The sequence below is a fragment of the Nitrospirillum amazonense genome, from assembly GCF_007828035.1.
Classification (GTDB): domain Bacteria; phylum Pseudomonadota; class Alphaproteobacteria; order Azospirillales; family Azospirillaceae; genus Nitrospirillum; species Nitrospirillum amazonense.
The window spans coordinates 136,942-157,290 of the sequence record NZ_VITV01000003.1 but is presented as its reverse complement, the minus strand read 5'-3'; the positions used below and the strand labels follow the sequence as shown (position 1 = coordinate 157,290).

At 68.3% G+C, this 20,349-nt stretch carries 19 protein-coding genes; 8 read left to right on the top strand and 11 right to left on the bottom strand.

Annotation, left to right across the window (positions count from 1 at the left end):
* Positions 1-11 precede the first annotated feature (11 nt).
* The 4 genes from FBZ87_RS29130 to dgt all read right to left on the bottom strand — a co-directional run bounded on the left by FBZ87_RS29130 (position 12) and on the right by dgt (position 4,910).
* A complete protein-coding gene (locus FBZ87_RS29130; RefSeq protein WP_186454657.1) occupies positions 12-1,019 on the bottom strand; it encodes an SPOR domain-containing protein in 1,008 nt (335 codons plus the stop codon).
* A gap of 4 nt (positions 1,020-1,023) precedes the next feature.
* Positions 1,024-2,778, bottom strand: a complete 1,755-nt coding sequence (gene argS, locus FBZ87_RS08640) for an arginine--tRNA ligase (protein WP_145609949.1) — start codon at positions 2,776-2,778, stop codon at positions 1,024-1,026.
* Positions 2,779-2,929: 151 nt separating this feature from the next.
* On the bottom strand, positions 2,930-3,427 hold the full coding sequence (locus FBZ87_RS08635) for a DUF805 domain-containing protein (RefSeq protein ID WP_186454656.1): 498 nt from the start codon (positions 3,425-3,427) through the stop codon (positions 2,930-2,932).
* A gap of 130 nt (positions 3,428-3,557) precedes the next feature.
* A complete protein-coding gene (gene dgt / locus FBZ87_RS08630) occupies positions 3,558-4,910 on the bottom strand; it encodes a dGTP triphosphohydrolase (RefSeq protein WP_246134306.1) in 1,353 nt (450 codons plus the stop codon).
* Between the two features lie 179 nt (positions 4,911-5,089).
* Here dgt and erpA point away from each other — a divergent pair, with 179 nt between their 5' ends.
* Together erpA and xth are read left to right on the top strand one after the other, a co-directional pair.
* The gene (gene erpA, locus FBZ87_RS08625) at positions 5,090-5,476 is read left to right on the top strand and encodes an iron-sulfur cluster insertion protein ErpA (RefSeq protein ID WP_145609946.1); all 387 of its coding nucleotides are present in this window, start codon (positions 5,090-5,092) and stop codon (positions 5,474-5,476) included.
* A 215-nt stretch (positions 5,477-5,691) separates the two neighbouring features.
* Positions 5,692-6,465 carry an exodeoxyribonuclease III gene (gene xth / locus FBZ87_RS08620; RefSeq protein ID WP_145609945.1) on the top strand — a complete coding sequence of 258 codons (774 nt, stop codon included), beginning with the start codon at positions 5,692-5,694 and terminating at the stop codon, positions 6,463-6,465.
* Positions 6,466-6,602: 137 nt separating this feature from the next.
* On the opposite strand, the gene FBZ87_RS08615 is transcribed toward xth, so the two are convergent.
* Complete coding sequence (locus FBZ87_RS08615) at positions 6,603-7,778, bottom strand: sterol desaturase family protein (RefSeq protein ID WP_211106899.1); 1,176 nt, start codon at positions 7,776-7,778, stop codon at positions 6,603-6,605.
* Between the two features lie 220 nt (positions 7,779-7,998).
* On the opposite strand from FBZ87_RS08615, the gene FBZ87_RS08610 reads away from it, so the two are divergent.
* Together FBZ87_RS08610 and FBZ87_RS08605 are read left to right on the top strand one after the other, a co-directional pair.
* Positions 7,999-8,559: a cysteine hydrolase family protein gene (locus FBZ87_RS08610; RefSeq protein ID WP_145609944.1), complete on the top strand. Its 561-nt coding sequence runs from the start codon at positions 7,999-8,001 to the stop codon at positions 8,557-8,559.
* Positions 8,556-9,557 carry a GlxA family transcriptional regulator gene (locus tag FBZ87_RS08605; RefSeq protein WP_145609943.1) on the top strand — a complete coding sequence of 334 codons (1,002 nt, stop codon included), beginning with the start codon at positions 8,556-8,558 and terminating at the stop codon, positions 9,555-9,557. Before FBZ87_RS08610 ends, FBZ87_RS08605 begins: the two co-directional genes overlap by 4 nt.
* Before the next feature lie 28 nt (positions 9,558-9,585).
* Here FBZ87_RS08605 and FBZ87_RS08600 read toward each other — a convergent pair whose 3' ends face one another.
* The 6 genes from FBZ87_RS08600 to lptF form a co-directional block, all read right to left on the bottom strand.
* A complete protein-coding gene (locus FBZ87_RS08600; RefSeq protein ID WP_145609942.1) occupies positions 9,586-9,873 on the bottom strand; it encodes a hypothetical protein in 288 nt (95 codons plus the stop codon).
* A gap of 165 nt (positions 9,874-10,038) precedes the next feature.
* Positions 10,039-10,887, bottom strand: coding sequence for a 16S rRNA (adenine(1518)-N(6)/adenine(1519)-N(6))-dimethyltransferase RsmA (rsmA, locus tag FBZ87_RS08595; protein ID WP_145609941.1), 849 nt, complete (start codon positions 10,885-10,887; stop codon positions 10,039-10,041).
* A 23-nt stretch (positions 10,888-10,910) separates the two neighbouring features.
* Positions 10,911-11,933 (bottom strand): 4-hydroxythreonine-4-phosphate dehydrogenase PdxA, encoded by a 1,023-nt coding sequence (gene pdxA / locus FBZ87_RS08590; protein ID WP_145609940.1) that lies wholly within the window; start codon positions 11,931-11,933, stop codon positions 10,911-10,913.
* 31 nt (positions 11,934-11,964) lie between these two features.
* Positions 11,965-13,320, bottom strand: a complete 1,356-nt coding sequence (locus tag FBZ87_RS08585; protein ID WP_145609939.1) for a peptidylprolyl isomerase — start codon at positions 13,318-13,320, stop codon at positions 11,965-11,967.
* Between the two features lie 115 nt (positions 13,321-13,435).
* The gene (gene lptG / locus FBZ87_RS08580) at positions 13,436-14,542 is read right to left on the bottom strand and encodes an LPS export ABC transporter permease LptG (protein ID WP_145609938.1); all 1,107 of its coding nucleotides are present in this window, start codon (positions 14,540-14,542) and stop codon (positions 13,436-13,438) included.
* Positions 14,543-14,546: 4 nt separating this feature from the next.
* Entirely contained in the window at positions 14,547-15,713 is a 1,167-nt protein-coding gene (gene lptF, locus FBZ87_RS08575; protein ID WP_145609937.1) for an LPS export ABC transporter permease LptF, read from the bottom strand.
* Positions 15,714-16,114: 401 nt separating this feature from the next.
* Here lptF and FBZ87_RS08570 point away from each other — a divergent pair, with 401 nt between their 5' ends.
* The 4 genes from FBZ87_RS08570 (at position 16,115) to FBZ87_RS08555 (ending at position 20,322) form a co-directional block, all read left to right on the top strand.
* Positions 16,115-17,608, top strand: coding sequence for a leucyl aminopeptidase (locus FBZ87_RS08570; protein WP_145609936.1), 1,494 nt, complete (start codon positions 16,115-16,117; stop codon positions 17,606-17,608).
* A 78-nt stretch (positions 17,609-17,686) separates the two neighbouring features.
* Positions 17,687-18,133: a DNA polymerase III subunit chi gene (locus FBZ87_RS08565; RefSeq protein ID WP_145609935.1), complete on the top strand. Its 447-nt coding sequence runs from the start codon at positions 17,687-17,689 to the stop codon at positions 18,131-18,133.
* A gap of 90 nt (positions 18,134-18,223) precedes the next feature.
* Entirely contained in the window at positions 18,224-18,949 is a 726-nt protein-coding gene (locus FBZ87_RS08560) for a response regulator transcription factor (protein WP_145609934.1), read from the top strand.
* The gene (locus tag FBZ87_RS08555; protein WP_145609933.1) at positions 18,946-20,322 is read left to right on the top strand and encodes an ATP-binding protein; all 1,377 of its coding nucleotides are present in this window, start codon (positions 18,946-18,948) and stop codon (positions 20,320-20,322) included. Before FBZ87_RS08560 ends, FBZ87_RS08555 begins: the two co-directional genes overlap by 4 nt.
* Positions 20,323-20,349 lie beyond the last annotated feature (27 nt).

Here is a 20,349-nt window from a genome sequence, read left to right as displayed (position 1 = left end):
CAGGCACCGCCTTAATGTACGGGGATGCAGCCGTCCTTGGCCGCCTTCACCGCCTCGCAGATGCGCTTGGCCTGGGCCTCGTCCACGGGGCCCGCCTGGACGCGGTAATAGATGCCCTTGGCCCCCAGATCCGCTTTGACCAGGCGCAGACTGAGCCCGCCCAGGACACTGGCATGCTTGCGCTGGATGCGCTGCATCTCGGCTTCCGCCTGCGGTTCCGACGGAATGGAAGCGAACTGCAATTTCACCGACCCGCCGCCGGTAGCGGTCGGCGCAGCCGTGGGCGCAGCGGCGGCCGGTGCCACCGGCTTTTCCACCGGCTTCGGCGCCGGCGTGACCGGGGCGGCGGCAACAGGCTTGGGCGCGGCCGGCTGAGGCGCAGGCTGCGGGGCCGGCGGCACCAGCGGCGTGGGCGCGTTGGCTTGCGCCGTCTGCTGTGCGGGAGGCTTCGCGGCCGGCGCCGGCGTCATCGGCTTCGCGGCGGTGGTGCCGGCCAGCGTCGGGGGCAGCACGGTGGGCGGCAGGACGGTCGGGGCCGCCGGCTGGGCGGCCGGGGTTTGCGCCGGCGCCTGGGCAGGAGCTTGGGCAGCGGTCTGAGCCGTCTGCGGGGACGCCGGCTGCTGGACCGCGGCCGGCGGCGGGGCCGTGGGCCGTTCCATGGGCGCTTCCGGCGGCGGCAGCAGACGTTCCACACCGGGGTCCGTCTTGGTGTCGGCGCGCAGGCGGTCGTAAATCAGCCGGTCCTGGTTGGGCACGTCCATTCCGCCCGGCGTCTCCGGCTTCACCTTCGTCGGCCCGGGATCGGCGTGGATGATGGGGGCGATCGCCTCCGTCCCCGCCCGCTGGCCCTGGGTATAGACGAAGTAGATCAGCCCGCCGAAGCTGCCGACGGCGGCCACCACCACGCCCAGGCTCAGCAGTCCGCGCCGGCGGGGCGCCGGCTGGCGCCGCCCCTGCCAGTCATAGCCGGGATCGTAGTCGTAGTCGGGGTCGCCGTGATGGTCGTGCATGTCGCTCATGGGATCAGCGCAACTCCTCGGCCGGCACCACGCCCATGATGGCGAGGCCGGACGCGATGACCAGGGACACCGCCGTCACCAGGGCCAGGCGGGCCCGGGTCAGGGCGTCGTCCCCCTCGATGATGAAGCGCAGGGTGGCGTCGTCCTTGCCCTGGTTCCAGAAGCCGTGGAAGGCAGCGGCCAGATCCTGCAGGTAATAGGCGACGCGGTGCGGCTCGTGCGCCTCCGCCGCCGACTCCACCGTGCGCGGCCAGTTCAGCATGAGACGGATGAGGTCGACCTCGGCCGTGGACGCCAGGCCGTCGAACGACACGGCCGACAGCGCTTCACGCGACAGATCCCAGTCGGCGTGCAGACTGGCGGCCTGGCGCAGGACGGAGCGGCAGCGGGCGTGGGCGTACTGCACGTAGAAGACGGGGTTGTCCTTGGACTGCTCCGTCACCTTGGCGTAGTCGAACTCCAGCGTCTGGTCGTTGCGGCGGGTCAGCATGATGAAGCGCACGACGTCGCGGCCCACGGCGTCCATGACGTCACGCAGGGTGACGAAGGTGCCGGCCCGCTTGGACATCTTCACCGGCTCGCCGTTCTGCAGCAGGTGCACCAGCTGGCACAGCTTCACGTCCAGCGCGGCCTTGCCGTCGGAGATGGCCTTGGTCGCCGCCGCCATGCGCTTGACATAGCCGCCGTGGTCCGCCCCCCACACGTCGATCAGCACGGGGCAGCCGCGCCGGTACTTGTCGTAGTGATAGGCGATGTCGTTGGCGAAATAGGTCCAGGAACCGTCGGACTTCTTCAGCGGGCGGTCGACGTCGTCGCCGAACTGGGTGGCCTTGAACAGGGTCTGGGGCCGCGGTTCCCAATCGTCGGGCTTCTTGCCCTTGGGCGGCTCCAGCACGCCGACATAGATCAGGCCGGCGTCCTCCAGGGCCTTGAACGCCTGGTCCACCGCCCCGTTGTCCACCAGCGCACGCTCGCTGCTGAACAGGTCATGGTGGATGTTGAGGGAGGCCAAATCCTCCTTGATGCCGGCCATCATCTGGTCGATGGCGAAGGCGCGCACCGGGGCCAGCCATTCCTCCTCCGGCAGGTCGCGCCACTTGGCACCGTCCCGCTCGGCCAGGGCCTGGCCCACGTCCTTCAGGTACTCGCCCGGGTACATGCCGGCCGGGATCTCGATGCCCGTCTCGCCCAGGGCCTCGCGATAGCGCAGGTGGGTGGAGCGGGCCAGGACGTCCACCTGGGCGCCGGCGTCGTTGATGTAGTACTCGCGCGTGACGTCGTAGCCGGCCTTTTCCAGCAGGGCCGCGAGCGCGTCACCCACCACGGCGCCGCGGGCGTGCGCCGCGTGCAGCGGGCCGGTGGGGTTGGCGGAGACGTATTCCACGTTCACGCGGGTGCCGTTGCCGATGGTGCTGGCGCCGAAGCCCACGCCGGCCGTCAGGACGTCGGCCAGGCGGGCGCGCCAATAGCTGGGCGCCACGCGCAGGTTGACGAAGCCAGGGCCGGCGATGGTGACCTCGGTCACGTCCGGCAGGGCCCGCAGATGCGGGGCCAGCGCCTCGGCGATGGCGCGCGGCGGCTTGCCCGCCGGCTTGGCCAGCACCATGGCGGCGTTGGTGGAGATGTCGCCATGCGCCGCCTCGCGCGGCGGCTCCACCGTCACGCGGGAGAGGTCCAGCCCGGCGGGAATGCCGCCATCGGCCGCCAGGGCCTCCAGCGCGCGGCGAACCAGGGCTTCGAATTCCTTGTAAACGTTCATGGCGATAGAACCGGCACAATCCAAAAGAGTCGCGTTCGCCGATCCATGGTGACCGGCGGCGGCGCACCTTACAAGGTTCCTGCGGTGCAGGTCACGGGCGGAGTTGGGAGGGCTGGTGTCCAAAGCTGCCGCAGCCCGCTGCTTCCAGCACTCAGGCCATGGGATCGGCCCCGAAGCGGTTGGCGCCGCGCTTGCCTGGTAGGAAGCCTACTTGGGCAGCTACCCAGTATTCCCCCAGGATGGGGATGATGCCTAACAGGATGAACCAGCCGCTGAAGCCCCGGTCATGCAGTCGCTTCACCTGTACGGCGATGCCCGTCCAGAGCGAAATGATGAACATCAGAACCAGCGTCCAGCCGGCCACGGCGTTATGGCCGGTGGAATCGGCCGTCAGGCTGCCGGCGATCATGACCAGCAGAATCATGCCCAACAGCGGAAGGGTGTATTTCAGCCAGTACTCCCGCCGACTGACCCTTCCTTGGATCGAAAACAGGAACCAAGGCCAAGTGAAGGCGGGGCGCGGCTGAAAGGATACGACGCTCAGGTCCGCTCCGCCGCTCAGGATCTCGACGGCCATGCCCGCGACCGGTAAACCTTCACCCCGCCACTGCGCGGCGGTGAAGAAATGGGACAAGCCCTCCACGTCCACGGCCTCACCTGCACCGGCGACCTCGTCAAACGCTACAACCGTTCCCCGCATCCCATTCCCCACCCCACATGCGCAACAGCCTCAATCTTGTGGGGTGTCAGGAATCTTGCAACCCCAAGACGCCGGCGCCTCACCCCGCGATCAGTTGCGCCTGACGGATGGCGAAGCGGTCGGTCATGCCGGCGACGTAGTCCAGCAGGCCGCGCACCCAGCCCGCGCGCTCATAGGGCAGCTGGCGCGACTCCGGCATGGTTTCCAGCAGGGAGGCCCAGCGGCGGGGCAGCTTGGCGCCGGGGCCCAGCTTCTCCCGGTCCAGCAGCGCCTCGCCATAGGCGTCCAGCAGGGTGGTGATGGTGCGGGCGGCGATGATGTCGGTCTCGCAGCGCTGCTGGCCGCGGTAGATGCGCTCATGGCTTACCTGCTCGATCCTGCGCAAGGCGGGCGCGCGCGCCGACAGGGTCAGCAGGGGGTGGCAGAACTCCCCGGCCATCAGTTGCGGCAAGCGCTCCAGGAAAATCTCCGCCGCATCGCGCACCAGCCGGTCGATGGCCTGGGCGCGCAGGAAGATCAGCTTGCGGTCCTCATCCTCCAGCGTCTTGTAGTCCGCCTCCCAGTCCTTGCCCGTGGCCGTGTCAGGCTTGTCGTCGCGGATGAAGGCCAGCAACAGGTCTTCGGCATGCTCGAAGCTCAGCATGCGCATCTTGGCCGCGTCCTCGATGTCCACCACGTGGTAGCAGGCATCGTCCGCCGCCTCCACCAGGTAAGCCAGCGGGTGGCGGCACCAGGCGCCCGGTCCCTTTTCCACCAGGCCCACCTCCGCCGCCACCTCGGCGAAGACCGCCTGTTCGCTCTCGAAGAAGCCGTACTTGCGCTTGTGCGGGCGCTTGAGGGGGCCGTTCGGCACCTCCACCCCCCAGGGATATTTGGCCCCGGCGCCCAGTGTGGCCGCCGTCAGCTGCAGGCCGCCCACGCCGCGCCAGCCCTGCAGCCGGGTCAGCACGCGGAAGCCCTGGGCGTTCGCCTCGAACTTGCACAGCTCCGCCTGCTCGACATCGCTCAGGCCCGCGCGTATGCGCCGGCCGATGTCACTATCGGCGAACCAGTCGGAGATCACATCCTCACCCGTGTGGGCGAAGCAGGGGGTGCCCACGTCGTGGGCCAGCGAGGCGGCGGCCACCACGTGGCCGATGTCCGCCGGCGTCGCCTTCACCTCATAGTCAACGCTGCGCAGGATGGCCGGCCCCACCCACATCCCCAGCGAGCGCCCCACCCGCGCCGCCTCCATGGAGTGCGTCAGGCGGGAACGGACGTAGTCCGACCCGCCGATGCCGTGCACCTGCTGCTTGTCCGCCAGCCGGCGGAAGCTGGTGGTGAAGGTGATGCGGTCTATGTCGATCTCATAGGCACTGCGGTGCGGCAGCTCCGCGTCGGCCGTCGTCTTGGCCAATCGCTTGCGCGACAGCAGACTGTTCCAGTTCATCATCGCCGCATACCTCATGCCAGATCCGTGCGGGCGCCGAATGGTTCCTGGTCCTTTGACGGAACCGTTTGGAGCGCCTACATACTATGGGCGTTACAGAGGAACGCCGCCCCTGTCCAGTCGCCTTTTCAACAGGTACGTGGGTTTGGACGGCCCATTCCACAACTGGGAAGACACCGTCGATGAGCATCACCGACATCACCGCCGACACCGCATCGCCCGCTGGCACGCCCGCTCTCGCCCGGGCGATGAGCCTGAGCGCCAGCGCCGCCAAACGTGTGCGCAAGCTGGCGGAAATGGAGGGTGGCCCCGACATCATGATGCGCCTTTCCGTATCTGGCGGCGGCTGCTCCGGCTTCCAGTACGGCTTCAGCTTCGACGCCACCACCAACGAGGACGACCACGTGTTCGAGCGCGACGGCGCCCGGCTGGTGGTGGACGACACCTCGCTGGATCTCCTGGCCGGCGCCGAGGTGGACTTCGTCGAGGAATTGGCCGGGTCCTACTTCAAGGTCAACAATCCCAACGCCAGCTCCTCCTGCGGCTGCGGGCAGAGTTTTTCTTTGTAAGATTCCCTCAGGCGCCGGGCGGCCGCATCCGCGGCCTTGGCTTCCCCCTTTGCGGTCCGCTACGCTCCCCACAAAGGTCCGGCGGACGCGGTCGCGTCCTAAGCTGCATGAGGGGATCTCGTGCAGATGGTCTGGAAATGGCTTCCAAGGTTCTCGCGTTGGCGCGGCCTTCGCTCTAAGGTGCGCGCGAACCGCCGCCTGATGAGAGCCTTCCCATGCGCATCGCCACCTGGAACGTGAACTCGGTCAAAGCCCGCTTAGGGAACGTGACCGAGTGGCTGGACAGCGCCAAGCCGGACGTCGTGCTGTTCCAGGAGATCAAGTGCGAGACGGCCGCCTTCCCGCTGCAGGCCTTCCAGGATCTGGGCTATCACTGCGCCGTCGTGGGCCAGAAGGCCTACAACGGCGTGGCGCTGCTGTCGCGGGAAGAACCCACCGACATCATCACCCGTCTGCCGGGTGAGCCGGAGGATGAGCAGGCCCGCTATGTCGAGGCCACGGTGGGCGGTATCCGCATCGCCAGCCTGTACCTGCCCAACGGCAACCCGGTGGGCACGGAGAAATACCCCTACAAGCTGCGCTGGATGGACCGGCTGAAGGCCCATGCCAGCAGCCTCCTGGCGCAGGAAGTGCCTTTCGTGCTGGGCGGCGACTACAACGTCATCCCCGAAGCGCGCGATGTCTATGACCCCGCCGCCTGGATCACCGACGCCCTGTTCCGCCCCGAGACCCGCGCCAAGTTCCGCGAGATCACCCACCTGGGCCTGGTGGAGGCCTTCCGGGCTGTGCACCCGGATGCCGAGCGCGCCTTCACCTTCTGGGACTACCAGGCCGGCGCCTGGCCGCGCGACAACGGCCTGCGCATCGACCATTTCCTGCTGTCGCCCCAGGCCGCCGATCGCCTGGTGGGCTGCGCCATCGACAAGGGCCCACGCGGCCAGGAAAAGGCGTCCGACCATACGCCGGTAGTGCTGGAACTCGCGGTGTGAGTCTTCAAGCACATCCTCAAACGCCGGGCGGCCACATCCGTGGCCTTGGCTCATCCTCACGTTTCAGTCCGCTGACGCTCCCCGAAACGCTCCGGCGGCCGCAGTCGCGGCCTACAAGGGCATGAGCGTCCTTGGCACTACCCTTCCCGCTTGCCGGTCAGCAGCTCCACGGGGCCGCTGAACGGGTAGAGGAATTGCTGGACGAAACCGCCGGGGATGGGCTTCACCGTGCCGTACTTCTCTGGCCAGCGGTCCTTGGGCTGATGGTAGGTGCGGAACACCAGATCCCAGAACGGGGTGTGGGCGCAGTAGTTGCGGTCCAACGCCTCTTCATCCGAGGCATGGTGCCAATGGTGGAACTGCGGCGTCACGATGACGTAGCGCAGCCAGCCCAGATCCATGGCGATGTTGGAATGGATCAGCACCGCCTGGATGGACACGAAGATCAGGTAGGCGAACACCGTGTCCTGGGGGAACCCCAGCAGGAAGATGGGTACCAAGATCAGCGACCGGGTAATCAGCACCTCCAGCACATGCAGGCGGGAGCCGGACAGCCAATCCATATGCTGGGGCGAGTGGTGAACGGCGTGCAAGCGCCACAGCCAGGGGATCTCGTGATAGGCGCGATGGCTGGCATACTCCGCGGCGTCGGCCGCCAGGATGACCAGCAGGAAGCGCACAAATCCAGGCAGCGCCGCGACCTGCGCCTGCACCCAGCCATTGACCGCCCAACCGAAGACGTCATGGGCGAAGTGGTTGGAGGTCAGCAGAAAGGCGCCGATCAGCAAATGGTTCACGGTGAAATAGCTGAGGTCCAGCCGCCACCCTTCCCGCAGCACGGGCTGGTCCGGCGCCACGCGGGGCAGCAGGCGCTCCAGCAGGATGAAGGCGCTGCCGGTGAAGAACAGGTCCAGCACCAGCCAGTCCAGCCCCACCCAGGTCCGGGCCTGGTCGAAATCCTCATACGGCACATAGGGCCCGCCCAGCAACAGGGCCAGCACCACGCCACTGATGCCGATGACACCCGCCCGCCGGCGCCGGTTCAGGACGCACGCCCCCAGTCCCAGGAACACCCCCACGCCCATGGACAGCGCCAGGATCAGACGCAGCAGATCCATGTCGTAGTGCGGCCGCAGCTCCGGCGTCGTCAGCCAGGCGGGATAGCGCAGGCACAACACCGCGCCGATGCTGAGCAGGCCGACCGCCAGGGAGATGGTGCCGGCCGCCTGGCTGGACATCAGCCGGTGCCAGAGGCCGGGCGCCGACGCGGCGGAATTGTTCATGTCTGCGGTGTGGTTGTTCGCAGGGGCCATGCCCCCCTCCTGCGGCGGTGGAACCGTATGTCACAAATCAATCAAGAATGAGGTCAGGCCGCAACCGTCATGGTGTAAACGGCTGGCATCACCTCCGCCCCGGTTAATTTGCTGATGGCGTAAAATGTCCCATCTTTGTCCGCCAGCCTCATTATGCCGTGGTACGCTGCAGGCTAGCATCCACGCCATCACCCCACACTGATGGCAGGAGATAGCCCCTATGAGCACCGTGACCGCCGGTATCCAGACCACCGCCCTGATAGTCATCGACGCTCAGGAGTCCTTCCGTCACCGGCCCTATTGGGTGCAGGCGGAGTATGATGCCTATCGCCCGGCGCAGCAGGCGCTGGTGAACCAGGCCCGGGCGCGCGGCATTCCGGTCATCCAGGTCTTCCATGTGGATGGCGACGCGCCGTTCACCCACGAGTCCGGCACCATCCGCACGCTGGAGGGCCTGGACATCACGCCGGACGCCACCTTTCACAAGGCGCGGCACAGCGCCCTGGTGGGCAGCGGGCTGGATGTCTGGCTGATCAGCCATGGCATCCGCCGCGTCGTCATCTCCGGCGTGCGGACGGAGCAGTGCTGTGAGACGACGACCCGCCATGCCTCCGACCTGGGCTTCGACGTCACCTACGTGACGGAGGCGACGCTGACCTTCCCCATGATCGATGCGCACGGGCGCATTTGGCCCACGGCGGAGATCAAGGCCGCCACCGAGTTGGTGCTGGACGGCCGCTTCGCCCGCATCGCCACCGTCGCCACGGCGTTCGACGCATGACGAAAACCGGCCCCCGCGTCCTGCCCGTCTATGTGGTGCTGCCGCCCCGGACGCTGCTGCTGGACGTGGCGGGGCCGGTGGAAGTGTTGCGCCGAGCCAATGTGGAACAGGACGGGCTGCGCTTCGTCGTCCGCTATGTCGGCCCGGCGGCATCGCTGCTCACATCCATCGGGCTGACGGTGACGGGCATCGAGCCCCTGCCCCGGGCACTGCCGGACGAGGCCATGGTCATGGTCGTGGGCTCGGTGGAACAGATGTTGGGGGATGAGGGGCCGGACGCGGCGGAAACGGAAAGCGGCAACCAGGCCATCGTCGAGTGGCTGCGGCGCCGCGTCCGGCCCCGCCACCGGCTGGTCAGCATCTGCGCCGGCGCCTTGCTGGCAGGCCGCGCCGGCCTGCTGGACGGCCGGCCCTGCACCACCCACTACAGCGATTGTGAGACCCTGGCGCGCCTGGCACCCCGGGCGCGGGTCCTGGAGAACCGGTTGTATGTCGAGGATGGCCTGGTGGCGACCAGCGCCGGTGTCACCGCCGGCATCGACCTGATGCTGCATCTGGTGGCGGAGATGGTGGGGCCGGCGGTGGCCTTGGCCGCGGCGCGTGCCCTGGTGGTCTACCTGCGGCGGGCGGGCGGCGATCCGCAGCTGTCAGCCTGGCTGGAGGGACGCAACCACGTGCATCCGGCAGTCCACCGCGTGCAGGACGCCATCGCCGCCGACCCGGCCCGCCCCTGGACGCAAGAGTCCCTGGCCGACGTGGCGGGCGCCAGCCCCCGCCATCTGTCGCGGCTGTTCAACGAGCATACGGGCATGACCCTGCCGGACTATGTGAACCGGCTGCGGGTGGCGCTGGCGGCCCAGTTGCTGGGCCATACGCGGCTGGACATGGAAAGCGTGGCGGAGCGGGCGGGCTTCGCGTCCACCCGCCAGATGCGGCGCGTCTGGCGGGTGTATCACCCCACGTCGCCCAAGGCGGCCCGGGGATTTGGGAACGCCTAATTCAACAGCGGAACGACGGGCACCGATCTCAGAAACTGTGGATGCGGGCCACGGCAACCTGATCGTTGGCGTTGGCCTGGCGGGTGGCCAGGCAGGCGTTCAGGTGATCGGCGCGCAAGGCGCCTTGCTCGACCCCGGGATAGAGGTCGAAGGCGGACTGGGAGCAGCTGGAAAAGGCGGGGTTTTCGTCGGCCACCTGGACGTAGTCATGGTCCGGTGCGCCGCTGCAGGCGGCGATGGGCAGCAGCACGCCCAAGGTGGGTAGCAGGCGGGCGGGTAGCAGGCGGCGCACCCAGTGATTGATCTGCTTGGTCATGGTGTCATCCCCAAATTTCAGCGTCGTTCCGTATCGCAAAGCTAGCGAAGCGAGGCGCGGGCGGGAGTGACGGGCATCATAAACGCGTCACCACTCAGGCATGGACAGCCTGCGTGAACCGCATAACAGGCAGAACCGGGAGACAATCTAACCGTGGGCGGTTTGTTAACCCTGCACGTCCTGGTGCGCCCGCCAGGCGTGGGCCAGGCGCACGAAACCCGCCACGTCCACCTCCTCCGCCCGGGACGTGGGAAGGATGCCCGCGGCTTCCAGCAGGGGTTCGGGCTGGGCCACCAGGCCCTTCAGCCCGGCGCGCAGCATCTTGCGCCGCTGGTTGAAGCATGCTGCCACCACCCGCTCCATATCCTTGAATGACGGGGCGTCGGCCGGTAGGGCGCGCGGGGTGATGTGCACCACCGCCGACATGACCTTGGGCGGCGGGGAAAAGGCCTGCGGCGGGATGTCGAACACCAGCCGCGCGTCGGCCAGCCACTGGCTCATGACCGCCAGGCGGCCGTAATCCTTGGTGCGTGGCGTGGCGACGATGCGGTCCACTACTTCCTTCTGGAACATCAGCGTCAGGCTGCGGAATTCCTGGATCTGGCGTAGCCAGCCCACCAGCATGGGCGTCCCTACGTTGTAGGGCAGGTTGGCGACGATGGCGCGCGGCGCCGGGGCGATGGCGGTCATGTCGACCTCCAGCGCGTCGCCCTCCACAATGGTCAAGCGGCCGGCAGCGGCCTCCACCACATCGGCCAGGGCGGCGACGAAACGGCTGTCCCGCTCCACCGCCACCACCGCCTTGGCCTCGCTTTCCACCAGGGCGCGGGTCAGGCCGCCAGGGCCCGGGCCCACCTCGATGACAGTGACGCCGGCCAGGTCGCCGGCAGCAGCGGCCACCCGCGCCGTCAGGTTCAGGTCCAGCAGGAAGTGCTGACCCAGCGCCTTGCGGGCGCCCAGGTCGAAACGGGCGATGACGTCGCGCAGGGGCGGCAGGTGGACAAGGCTGGTCATGGGGCGGTCTTGATAAGAGAAAGTCAGGCGGCGGCGCGCTGCCGCCCCAGGCGATTGGCGGACAGCAGGGCCGCCACCAGGCTGGACGGGCTGGCCTTGGCCGTGCCGGCCAGGGACAGGGCGGTGCCGTGGTCGGGGGAAGTGCGGATGAAGGGCAGGCCCAGGGTGATGTTGACACCCGTGTCGAAATCCAGGGTCTTCAACGGGATCAGCCCCTGGTCGTGATACTGGCAGATGACGGCGTCGTAGGTGGCGCGCGCGCCGGCATGGAACAGGGTATCGGCCGGCAGCGGGCCGGCGACGGCCATCCCCTCTTCCCGCAAGGTCGCCACAACGGGGGCGATGATCTCGATCTCCTCCCGCCCCATGGCACCGCCCTCGCCCGCGTGCGGGTTCAGCGCGGCCACGGCCAGGCGCGGCTGGCTGAGGCCGAAGTCGCGGCGCAGTGCCTGATACGTCGTCCGCGCCGTGTGCAGCAGCACCGCCGGCGTCAGCAGGCCAGGCACGTCCTTCAGCGCCACATGGATGGTGGCCAGGGCGACGCGCAGGCCGCCCCCCTCCAGCAGCATCACCGGTTCCTCCGTCATCCCAGCCAGGTGGGCCAAGTACTCGGTGTGGCCGGGATGGCGGAAGCCGGCGGCGTAGAGGCTGCTTTTCTGGATGGGATTGGTCACCACGGCCGCCGCCTGGCCCGTCCGCACCAGGGCCACGGCCCGGTCTATGCTGGCGATGACGGCGCTGCCGTTGGCCGGATCCGGCTGGCCCGGGACCACAGGGGCGGCCAGATCCTGGCGCAGGACCGGCAGGGCCTCATCGAAGACGGCGGCGGTTTCCGCTGGGTCGGCGATCTCCCGCACCTGGGCATCAAGGCCGGTGGCGCGGGCCAGGGCCGCCAGGCGGTCCGGACTGTCGATCAGGAAAAAAGGCGCCAGGCCCCGGTCACGCCGCAGCCGCCAGGCCATCAAGGCGATCTCGCCGCCGATGCCGGCCGGTTCGCCCATGGTCAGGGCCAGGGGCAAGGGGGACGAGGAAAGCGACGCGGTCATGAAACGGATCGGGGGCTGTCGCCCCCGCCCCTCAGCTACGGATGTCGATGGTGGCAGCGCGCCGCAGGTCGCGCAGGTTGCGCCGCTGTAGCATGTCCATACGCTCGCCACCGATCATGTTGGCCACCTGGTCGCGCGGCGGGGCGCTGCCCTCCGGCACCTTGCGGTCGCACACCATCAACAGCATCAGGCCGGCCTGGGTTTCCAGCGGGTCGGTGGCCTGCCCCACGCCCAGACGGCCGATCAGCTTTGACAGCTCACCGGGGATGTCACCCAGGCGGGTCATGGGCTGGGCACGGGTGGTGGAACCCGGCAGGTTGGCCTTGGCGGCAGCGGCCAGAGCCTCGCAGCTGTGCGAGGTGTCACCGACCTTCTTCACGGCTTGGCCGAGCGCCTGGACGTCCGTGCCGGGCGGAACGGGCACCACCACCTGGCCCACGGACACCTGGATGTCGGCGGGATCGCCACCGGTCACCGTGCGTTCGTCCCGGACCAGGAAGATGTAGTAGCCACCGGCGCCGCGCAGCGGCACCGAAACCTGGCCCGTGGGCAGGCGCTGCAGCGCGCGATCCAGCGCCGGCTCCAGCTGCCCCTGCTGCACCCAGCCCATGTCGCCGCCGGCCGCGGCCGTGGCGCTCTGCGAGAACTGCTGGGCCACGGCGGCGAAGTTGGCGCCGTGAGTGATCTCACCAACCAACTTGTCGGCCAGCTGGTGGGCGTCCTGGTCCAGCTTGGGATTGTCGACGGAGATGAAGATTTCCGTCAGTAGGTACTCGGGCTTACCGGCGTTCGCGATGATGCGCGAGGTGCGGCTGTCGATCTCCTCGTCGCTCACCTGGATGGTGGGACGGATGCGGCGCTGCACCACCTTGTTCCAGGCGATGTTGGCGCGCATCTGGTCCTTCAGGGCGGCGACGGGCACGCCTTCGCGTTCCAGGTTGGCGGCGAAGCTTTCCGGTGAGGGGGCCTTGTTCTGCTTGGCCAGGCGGGCGAACTCCCGGTCCACCTCCTCGTCCGTCACCACCAGGTTCTGCTTCTTGGCTTCCTGCAGCTCCAGCTTCTCGTCGATCAGCAGGCGCAGCACCTGGGGCTTCAGCTTCTGTTCCACGTCCGGCGTGTCGGGCAGGCCGGTGTTGACGATGGCCAGGCGCATGCGGCCGGCCAGGTCGGTCTGGGAAATGGCCTCGTCATTCACCACGGCGACGATGCGCTCTTCCTGCTGGCCCTGCGGCTGGGCCGCGAGGCGCGGGCCCAGGGCCATGCCGTTGGTGGCGGCGGCCGTCCGGGGGCCGGCCAGCTGCGCCAGCGCGGGCGTGGCCAGGCTCGTGCCCAGGGTCAGGCCGAAGGCAAGCACGGCAGCGGCGGAACGGCGGGAAAGTTGGATCATCTGACCTTACCGGAAAAGCGGGGACCGGGGAGAAACGAAGAACGGAACTTATAGAGCCAAGGGGGGGCGAAGGCAAACGGCCCCCGCAAGCCGGTGTGCGGCGCGAGGATGGTGCTCAGCCATCCTCCAGGTGCAGCAGGGCGGCGGTTCCCAGCATCAGGCAGACGCCGGCCGGCGCCCAGGCGGCCAGGAAGACGGGCAGCACGCCGCTGCGGCCCAGCGCCTGGATGATGTTCTGGCTGACGAACAGCACCAGCGCCGTCACCAGGCCGGTGCCCAGCATCTGCAAGGTGCCGCCCCGGCGGGCATGGCGCAGGGAGAAAGTGCCGGCCAGGAAGACCATGGCGCAGAAGAAGGCGGGCACGGCCAGCATCGACTCGTAGTACATGCGGTGCCGCACCGACGACAGGCCCGCCTGCTCCAGCGTCTGGATGAAGCTCGGCAGTTCCCAGAACGACAGCGTGTCCGGCGGGGCGAAGCTTTCCTGGATGCGGGCTTCCGTCAGGTCGGTCGGCAGGGCCATGCCGTCGACATGCTGGGTCGGGCGGCCCGGCCGGTTCAGCCAGGCGTTGCGCAGCACCCACTGGCCCTTCTGCAGCTCCGCCGTTTCGGAATCGAGGCGGCCCACCGGAATCTGGTCGCTGCCATTGAACAGCAGGATGGTAACGGTGCGCAGGTTCACCGGCTTGCCTGGCCCCACGGATTCTGCGTGGATCAGGTAGTTGCCGTTATCCCCCTCCTGTACCTGGCGCAGCCAGACACCGGAGCGCGCCACGTCCAGGGAACTCTGCTGGCCGCGCAGATAGCGGCTTTCCAGCTGCTCATACCGCGCCAGCATGGTGGCGAACACGGGACTGAGCAGTGTGATGTTCAGGATGCCGACCACCAGGGATGTCAGCAGCACCGGCGTCATGAACTGCCACACGGAAATGCCGGCGGCGCGCACCACCACCAGCTCCGCGCTGCGGGTCATGCGGAAGAAGGTATACATGGCCCCGAACAGCACGCCGAAGGGGAAGATCTGCTGGCCGATCTCCGGCAGCTTCAGCAGCGCCATGCTCAGCACGATCTGGAAGGTGGCGTCCGTCTTGGCGGCGGCCCGGCGCAGCAGCTCCACCGTGTCCAGCAGCAGGACGAGCGCCAGCATGCCCCCGAGGATGATCAGGAACCAGAACACGAACTGGCGAGTGATGTAGACGGACAGCGTGGGCGAGATGCGCATGATTTCAGGCCGCCTTTCCGCCCAAAGGTCCCGTGGCGGGCGGCCCCGCCGGCGGGGTGGTGCCGGACCGGCCCGCCGCTCCCCGGCTCAGACGCCGCCAATTCTCAAGGTACCAGTAGCCGATAGCCACCGGCAGAATGCCCACGACATACAGCACGGCATTGAAGGCCTGGGTCTTCACCGCCAGGTTGGAGATGCCCAGCATCATGGCCTGCAGCAGCATGCCGAAGACCACGGCCAAGGCGATGCGGCGGGCCTGCCCCCGGCGCGAGAATTCACCGGACATCAGCGCCGTCAGCGCGATCATGGCGAAGGCCGGCGCCAGCAGCGGTGTCGCGAAACGCTGGTGCAGCTCCTGGTTCAGGCGCGGGCGCAGCTGGGTGTCGGTCGGGTTGCCGGTGTCGAACAGCAGGTCGCTCAGCGTCCGTTCGCGCGGGTCAGGCCAGCGCTGGGCTTCCCCGGCGTTCAGCACTTTCAGGTCCACCGTGTAGCGTTTGAATTCCAGGTTGGATGCGTGGCCGGTGTCCCGGTCGTATTCCTGGCGCACGCCGTCATAGACGATGACGCGGGGGCCGGCCTCGGCCGTCACCAGGATGCCATGGTCGGCGATGGTCATCACCGGGCGCTGCGGCTTGCTGTTGTCGTAGATGATCAGGCCGTTCAGCATGCCCTCCGCCCCGCGCTGGCGGACATAGACGGTCTTGCCCTCGCCCACGTCGTTGAACGTGCCTTCGCGCAGCAGGACGGAGGAATAGTCGGTGCGGATCTCCTCGCGCAGGCGCACGAACTCGCGCTGCGCCGCCGGCGCCAGGAACAGGTTCAGCAGCAGGCAGAGGAACAGCACGATGGCCGACAGCTGCAGCGCGGGCCGGGCCAGCGTCAGCGGCCCCATGCCGGCGGCGCGCATGACCACCAGCTCGCTGTCCAGCGTCAGGCGGTTGTAGGTGAACAGCGTGGCGATCAGCACGCCCCAGGGCATGACCAGCGCCAGGAAGGTCGGCAGGGTGGAAAACGCAAGGCGCAGGAACATGCTGATCGGCGCCCCGCCCTCGACCACCAGCTGGATCAGGCGCAGGGACTGCGTCATCCAGATGGTCGAGGACAACCCGGCCGTGATGAAAATCATCGCCACGACGAGGTTGCGCGACAAATACCGGCCGATCAGGTTCATCGTGCTCCACAACACACAAGGCGGGACCGGCGCCCGCCACCACGGCGCCCGCGCATCCCGCCGATCCGACCACCGCGGCGCCCCATATCAGGGGCACCGGCGGCCTGGCCACTATAGGGCCCCACAATTTGGCGAAACCAGGGCGCGACACCCCGCCGCCAAGCCGACGACAGCCGGCATGGAACCCCGCCCGACTAGGCTTGGCACGCAGTTCTTATCGACTCCCGTCTCCGGAAACAACCGCCTGGGACAAAAGGTCTGGATTTCGAGCGTTGACGTACAACATTCAGAAATCCTGTATAGGACTTCCAACGCCATAAGGCGAAGCCATCCGGACGGGTCCAGGCGCCCAGAGGCGCCCCCGTTCCAAGGATCCCAAGGGACCGACCAAGAGAGGCAAGATGAAGATCGCTTACGCCCAGAACGCCCTGCCGCAATCCGGCGTCCTGGCCATCACGGTGTCGCAGGGCCGCGGCCTGGGCAGCCTGGGCGCCGAGTTGGACCAGAAGAGCGGCGGTGCCCTGGCCCGCGCTATGGAAGCCGGCCGCTACACCGGCAAGGCGGATGAGACGCTGACCCTGCTGGCCCCCGGCGGCACCGACTATGCGCGCATCCTGCTGGTGGGCATCGGCGCCGCCGAGAAGGTGACGGACCTGACGGCCCAGTCGCTGGGCGGCACCGTGGCCGCCAGCCTGGCCCGCGCCGGCGACCCTGATGCCACCCTGGTGCTGGACGGCCATGACGGCCTGATCCTGGCGCCGGCCACCTTCGCCGCCAACGTCGGCTACGGCGCCCGCCTGCGCTCCTACCGTTTCGACAAGTACCGGACCAAGGAGCCGAAGGACCAGAAGCCGACGCTGAAGAAGCTGACCCTGGCCACGGCCGAGCATGCCGCCGCCAAGAAGGCTTACGGCAAACTGGAGAAGATCGCCGACGGCGTCTTCCTCACCCGCGACGTGGTGTCGGAACCGCCGAACGTCATCTACCCCGAGACCCTGGCCGAGCGCTGCCAGGCCCTGACCGAGCTGGGCGTGAAGGTCGAGGTGCTGGACGAGAAGCAGATGAAGAAGCTGGGCATGGGCGCGCTGCTGGGCGTGGGCCAGGGCTCGGCCAAGCCGCCGCGGCTGGTCATCATGCGCTGGGACGGCGGTGAGAAGGGGGCAGCCCCCCTGGCGTTCGTGGGCAAGGGCGTCACCTTCGACACCGGCGGCATCTCCATCAAGCCGGCCGCCGGGATGGAGGATATGAAGTGGGACATGGCGGGCTCCGGTGCCGTCATCGGCCTGATGGCCGCCCTGGCCGGCCGCAAGGCCAAGGCCAACGTCGTCGGCGTGGTCGCCCTGGTGGAGAACATGCCCGACGGCAACGCCCAGCGCCCGGGCGACGTCGTCACCAGCATGTCCGGCCAGACGATCGAGGTGTTGAACACGGACGCCGAGGGCCGCCTGATCCTGGCCGATGCCCTGTGGTATACCCAGGCGACGTTCAAGCCGCGCTTCATGGTCGATCTGGCCACCCTGACCGGCGCCATCATCGTCTCGCTGGGCAATGAGCACGCCGGCCTGTTCTCCAACAACGACGAGCTGTCGCAGCGTCTGACCGACGCCGGCCTCAAGACGGGCGAGACGCTGTGGCGTCTGCCCCTGGGGGCGGCTTACGACAAGGACATCGACTGCGATGTCGCCGACATGAAGAACATCGGCAGCCCGGGCAAGGCCGGCAGCATCATCGGCGCCGTCTTCCTGCAGCGCTTCGTCAATGACGTGCCGTGGGCCCACCTGGACATCGCCGGCACCGCCTGGACCAAGAAGGACGGCGCCACCGTACCCAAGGGCGCCTCGGGCTACGGCGTCCGCCTGCTGGACCGGCTGGTCGCCGACTATTACGAAGGCTGACAAAAGCCTTCGCAGTCAGGGTAAGATCGGGGCGGCTCGGGTCACGGGCCGCCCCTTTCCTTTGCCGTCGGACGCCCCATGACCGAGGTCAACTTCTACCACCTGCAGCGCAGCAGCCTGGAGCAGACCCTGCCCGACCTGCTGGAACGGTCGCTGGCGCGCGGCTGGCGGGCGGTGGTGCTGTCGACGGTGGAAGAGCGGGCGGAGCAGCTGGCCCAGCACCTGTGGACCTGGCGTCCGGACAGCTTCCTGCCTCACGGCACGGCCAAGGACGGCCACGCCGCCGACCAGCCCATTTGGCTGACGGCGGTGGATGAGCGGCCCAACGACGCCCAGGTGCTGTTCCTGACCGACGGCGCCACCAGCGCCCGCATGGCCGAATACACCCGCGTCTGCGACATCTTCGACGGCATCGACCCCGACGCGGTGGCCGCCGCCCGCCAGCGCTGGAAGGCCGCCAAGGAGGCGGGGCTGGACCTTACCTACTGGCAGCAGACCGACAAGGGTTGGGAAAAGAAGGCTTGAGGCGGCCTTTTTCCGTCCCTTCTGTGCATACGCAGCATGGATCGGCGTTCGCCCCTGGAAAGGCGGCGTACGGCCCTTATTTAAAGGCCGATGAACAGCCTATCCATTGCGCGCATCCTGCTGGTCGAGGACGATCCGGCCATGCGCACCCTGATCTTGCGCGTGCTCAAGGAGAACGGGTTCGAGGCTACCGGCGTGCGCGACGGCCGGGAGATGGCGGACGCGCTGAGCCAGGGCAGCTTCGACCTGGTGTTGCTGGACGTCATGCTGCCGGGCCAGAGCGGGCTGGACATCTGCCGGGATCTGCGGCGCGCCAGCCAGGTGCCCATCATCATGGTCAGCGCCCATGGCGAGGAGATCGACATGGTGCTGGGGCTGGAGATGGGCGCCGACGACTATGTGCCCAAGCCCTTTCGCGCCAAGGAACTGCTGGCCCGCATCCGCGCCCTGCTGCGCCGCGCCGCGAACAACGGCACCAGCGCCGGGTCCATCGGCTCGGCGCCCCAGGACGTCATGGTTTTCGCCGGCTGGCGCCTGGACCGGCGCCGGCGCGAGTTGACCGACCCCGACGGCGTGGCGGTAGATCTGTCGGGGGCGGAGCATGACTTGCTGGTCAGCTTCCTGGAGAACCGCCAGCGCGTGATCGGGCGCGAGCGCCTGCTGGAGCTGTCCCGCGCCCGCCTGGGTGAGGTGAACGACCGCAGCGTCGACGTGCTGGTCAGCCGCCTGCGGCGCAAGCTGGGCGATGAGAACCGCCTGATCCGCACCATACGCGGCGTCGGCTACATCTTCACCGCCGACGTGGCGACGCTGTGACCCGGCTCGGCATTCACCGCTGGGGCCACCTCTGGCCGCGCAGCCTGATCGGCCGCCTGGGTCTGGTGCTCTTCGGCGCGGTGCTGCTGGCCGTCATCGGCAACGCCATCGTGCTGGGCCAGGCGGAGCAGCATTACGGCGACGAGACCCAGACCTGGCACATCGCGGAGCAGGTGGAGACGGCCGGCCATGTCCTGTCCGCCATCGATCCGGCGCGGCGGGGAAATGTCGCGTCCTCTCTCTCCTCACCCTACCTGACCTTCACCTGGGTGGATGCGTCCCAGGCGCGTGAGGCGCAAGGCGACAACCCCGCCAGCTGGCTATTGCGCCATGAGATGATCGAGCACCGGGCCGCCCTGGCCGGCATGGACTTGCGCCTGCGCACGGGGCCCGGGACGCCGGTGAAGGCGTTTGACGGCGACGTGCGCCTTCTGGACGGCAGCACGCTGCGTTTCGGCGTCACCGACCTGCCCTCCACCGTGCCGGTCATCTATGCCCAGTTGGGCTCCATCGCCCTGCTGTCCATCGGTGTGCTGCTGATGGCCCTGTTCCTGGTGCAGACCCTGGCATCCCCCCTCAAGATGCTGGTCAAGGCGGCGGACGCGGTGGGCAACGGCCCCCCGGTCTTCGTCCCCACGCGGGGGCCGCAGGAGATCCGGCACGTCGCCCAGGCCTTCAACGCCATGCAGCGGCGCATCGACCGCCTGATCACCAGCCGGACGGAGGCCCTGGCCGCTGTCTCCCACGACCTGCGCACGCCCATTGGCCGGCTACGCCTGCGCGCCGGTTTCCTGCCCAATGCCGAGGACCGCGCCGCCTTCGACAGCGACCTCGATGAGATGGAAGGCATGGTCAACGACCTGCTGGACTATCTGGGCGGTGAGGAGGATCCGGAAAAGCCGCGCCGCACCGACCTGCCGGCCCTGCTGTCTACCCTGGTCGACAACGCCACCGACGCCGGCCATGTCGCCAGCTATGAGGGGCCGGAGCGCCTGCCCCTGACCCTGCGGCCGCTGGGCATGCGCCGGGCCTTTTCCAACATCATCAACAACGCCATCGCCTATGGCGGCACGGCCCGGGTCACGGTGCGGGACACGGGCAAAAGCGCCGTCATCACCATTAGCGATGATGGCCCGGGCATCCCCGAAGCGCAGTTCGAGACGGTGTTCGAACCCTTCCACCGGCTGGAGGAATCCCGCAACCGGGGGACGGGCGGCACCGGCCTGGGCCTGACCATCGCCCGCCAGGCGGTGACGCGCGAGGGCGGCACCATCACCCTGAACAACCGGGCGGAGGGCGGGCTTTCGGTCATCATTACGATTCCGAAACGGGATGATCCGGCACAAAAGGTCGGCCGACACACTTTGTCATAATCGAAACGTATCCGGGAAAAACTCAGG

Bases quoted from the DNA above. Each gene is read 5' to 3' on its own strand.
- FBZ87_RS08585 (WP_145609939.1), bottom strand. From the start codon at position 13,320: ATGATCCAACTTTCCCGCCGTTCCGCCGCTGCCGTGCTTGCCTTCGGC.
- FBZ87_RS08600 (WP_145609942.1), bottom strand. From the start codon at position 9,873: ATGACCAAGCAGATCAATCACTGGGTGCGCCGCCTGCTACCCGCCCGC.
- FBZ87_RS29130 (WP_186454657.1), bottom strand. From the start codon at position 1,019: ATGAGCGACATGCACGACCATCACGGCGACCCCGACTACGACTACGAT.
- rsmA (WP_145609941.1), bottom strand. From the start codon at position 10,887: ATGACCAGCCTTGTCCACCTGCCGCCCCTGCGCGACGTCATCGCCCGT.
- erpA (WP_145609946.1), top strand. From the start codon at position 5,090: ATGAGCATCACCGACATCACCGCCGACACCGCATCGCCCGCTGGCACG.
- pdxA (WP_145609940.1), bottom strand. From the start codon at position 11,933: ATGACCGCGTCGCTTTCCTCGTCCCCCTTGCCCCTGGCCCTGACCATG.
- FBZ87_RS08570 (WP_145609936.1), top strand. From the start codon at position 16,115: ATGAAGATCGCTTACGCCCAGAACGCCCTGCCGCAATCCGGCGTCCTG.
- lptG (WP_145609938.1), bottom strand. From the start codon at position 14,542: ATGCGCATCTCGCCCACGCTGTCCGTCTACATCACTCGCCAGTTCGTG.
- FBZ87_RS08565 (WP_145609935.1), top strand. From the start codon at position 17,687: ATGACCGAGGTCAACTTCTACCACCTGCAGCGCAGCAGCCTGGAGCAG.
- lptF (WP_145609937.1), bottom strand. From the start codon at position 15,713: ATGAACCTGATCGGCCGGTATTTGTCGCGCAACCTCGTCGTGGCGATG.
- FBZ87_RS08610 (WP_145609944.1), top strand. From the start codon at position 7,999: ATGAGCACCGTGACCGCCGGTATCCAGACCACCGCCCTGATAGTCATC.
- FBZ87_RS08615 (WP_211106899.1), bottom strand. From the start codon at position 7,778: ATGGCCCCTGCGAACAACCACACCGCAGACATGAACAATTCCGCCGCG.
- dgt (WP_246134306.1), bottom strand. From the start codon at position 4,910: ATGATGAACTGGAACAGTCTGCTGTCGCGCAAGCGATTGGCCAAGACG.
- FBZ87_RS08605 (WP_145609943.1), top strand. From the start codon at position 8,556: ATGACGAAAACCGGCCCCCGCGTCCTGCCCGTCTATGTGGTGCTGCCG.
- FBZ87_RS08560 (WP_145609934.1), top strand. From the start codon at position 18,224: ATGAACAGCCTATCCATTGCGCGCATCCTGCTGGTCGAGGACGATCCG.
- argS (WP_145609949.1), bottom strand. From the start codon at position 2,778: ATGAACGTTTACAAGGAATTCGAAGCCCTGGTTCGCCGCGCGCTGGAG.
- xth (WP_145609945.1), top strand. From the start codon at position 5,692: ATGCGCATCGCCACCTGGAACGTGAACTCGGTCAAAGCCCGCTTAGGG.